Origin of the sequence: Pedobacter sp. ASV12, from assembly GCF_016429155.1 — a bacterium.
In the GTDB taxonomy this organism is placed as follows: domain Bacteria; phylum Bacteroidota; class Bacteroidia; order Sphingobacteriales; family Sphingobacteriaceae; genus Pedobacter.
The window spans coordinates 1-2,507 of record NZ_JAELUC010000163.1 but is presented as its reverse complement, the minus strand read 5'-3'; the positions used below and the strand labels follow the sequence as shown (position 1 = coordinate 2,507).

Below are 2,507 nucleotides of genomic sequence, written 5' to 3'. Positions count from 1 at the left end.
CCCATATTAATACCTTTTAAAATACCAGTACTCACTGCATTTGCACCTGTTTGTGATGAACCACCTGTAAACCAAGCAGAACCTGCAGGAGCTCTATCAACAGGCTCTGTATCATAACCTAATTGATTTTTCCTTACCGTTGGGAAACCTTGGTAAATCAATTTTCCACGTACGTTATCTACAATTTTATCACCATTGTAAAATGATAATGCCCAAGGCGTAGGAACTTGTTGGTTGCCTAAACCGCCTTGAGTACCAGTAACACTATAAGCATAGTTGATAAATATACCGTTGGCTTTACCAGAAGTTGCGGTATAACCTGGCTGAACTAAAGCATCGTCAGTTAAGAAAGCACCAGTTAAGGTTTTTCCAGCAGCCCAAGCGTCATTAACTGTGCCTTTGCTCTTAACGAGGATTTTTAAACGAAGTGTATTGGCAAAAGCTCTCCATTTTGACATATCTCCTTTGAAAAGAATATCTACAGCATTTGTTCCAGAAACAGCAATCGGAGTAGCTCCAACAACATTAGCGTCGATACCAGCTATTGCAGCTGTCAAATCATCATAGATTGCTTTATAAATCTCAGAATCCTTGTCATATTTTGGCGTAATGTTTGCCGGGCCTTTTAATGCTTCAGAATAAGGAAGACTTCCATAGTTATCAACCAATCTGATAAAAAGGAATGATTTCATGATGCGAGCCGCAGCATTAAAGTTAACCGTAGCATCAGTCAAAGAAGTATTGTTGATGATGTACTGATAATCGTTCGCGTTGTTGTATGTTCCAGTCCACATGCCGTTGTTTGTAGCAGTTGTATAGTTATAAGACCATACTGTTCCCCAGCCACCAACACCACCGGCGTTTGCCTGATTTCCACCCATCCAGGCTCCAGCATCGTTATAAGTAACGATAGAACCTGCGGTTGAAGCCAAGGCCTGTGGAAATACTAGTGAAGGGGTATTTGTAGTTGCGCTATTTGGATTTTCATTGATGTCCAAATACTTTTTGCAGGAAGAGGCTGCAAAAACCAATGTACCCACAATAAATATATTAAATAATTTTCTCATCGTATGTCGATATTAGAATGTTAATGATAAAGTTGCTCCGTAATAACGAGTTGGAGGCGTTTGGCTCAATGTGTTGATACCAATAGCGTTACCACCCAAAATATAGTCAGGGTCAGTGTAACGGTTAGAGGTTGGCGTAAATAGGAACAAGTTACGTCCTTGAGCACTGATAGTTGCACCTTTCACATATTTCAAGCCTTTCAACAATGATTTTGGCATATCCCATGACAAGCTAATCTCACGGATTTTCCAGAACGCACCACTGTTGGTATAGTTCTCTGTAATGTTGGTGTTATAAGTTCCGTCAGTCCAGAAACCTGCGCCACCATCTCTTACTGTAACATTGTTATTCGCTACGAATTGACCAGTAACTGGATCTTTGTAAGAAGAGTTAGGGAATACGAAACGCTCGCGGTAGTAAGTAACCGATCTTTGAGAGCTACCTGAAAAGTCGAAACCACCAGCGCCACTGTTAAAGATGATGTAACCAGTACGATATTCAGCAACTGCCGCTAAACGGAATTGTTTGTATCTGATTGAAGTATTTAGACCTACGATATGCTTAGGATTTGTGTTACCAATTCTGGTCAAATCGCTGTTTGCGCTTGGATAACCAGTAACTGGATCTACGATAACTCTACCTTGTGGATCTCTCTTGTAAGTAGTACCATACAATACAGGGTACAAGTCGTTCTCTGCCGCATATACTTGACCGCTACCACCACTTGATAAACCTAAACGTTTTTGGTCTAAGCTAATTGAAAGTACTTTGTTGGTATTGTAAGTATAGTTACCACCAACAGTTACTTCTAAACCATAGTTGGTTCTTACTGGAGTAATGCTCAAAGTAGTCTCGATACCTTCGTTAGACACATCACCTGTATTTACACGGTATGAAGTAAAACCAGTAGTATTTGAAACACCTACAGGAACGATTTGATCGCTGGTTTTAGTTTTGTAGTAAGTTACGCTGGTAGAGATACGGTTATTCCAGAAATCTGCATCAAAACCACCCTCAAAACCTTTAGTAATCTCAGGAGTTAAGTTTAATGAAACGATTTGATCATCTAAACCAAAACCTGGGTTAGATCCAAATGGGAAACCGCTTTGTTGACTGAATGTTGGTTTCAATGCGTAAGCACCTAAGTTTACGTTACCTACTTTAGAGATACCTGCACGTAGTTTTAAACTGTTTAAATATTTGTCGCTTTTAATTGATGGGAACAATTCGGTTGCAATCAATGACATGTTTGCAGCAGGATAGAATACCGATCTGTTGGCTGGCGACAAAGTTGAATACCAGTCGTTACGGCCAGTCAATTGCAAGTACAAGAAGTTTTTATAACCTAATTGAACGTTACCATAGCTGTCTCTTATACACATCTAAAAAGGGGGGGGGGGGGGGGGGGGGGGGGGGGGGGGGGGGGGGGGGGGGGGGGG

2 protein-coding genes are annotated in these 2,507 nt (G+C 41.0%); both read right to left on the bottom strand.

The genetic code is table 11. From position 1 onward, the window contains the following. On the bottom strand, positions 1-1,067 hold a 1,067-nt coding region (locus JHD69_RS19430), incomplete at its 3' end, for a SusD/RagB family nutrient-binding outer membrane lipoprotein (protein WP_199141997.1). Positions 1,068-1,079: 12 nt separating this feature from the next. Then, positions 1,080-2,315, bottom strand: a complete 1,236-nt coding sequence (locus JHD69_RS19425; RefSeq protein ID WP_370583527.1) for a hypothetical protein — start codon at positions 2,313-2,315, stop codon at positions 1,080-1,082. Positions 2,316-2,507 lie beyond the last annotated feature (192 nt).

Coding starts and splice junctions, on each gene's coding strand:
- JHD69_RS19425 (WP_370583527.1), bottom strand. CDS start 2,315: ATGTCATTGATTGCAACCGAATTGTTCCCATCAATTAAAAGCGACAAA.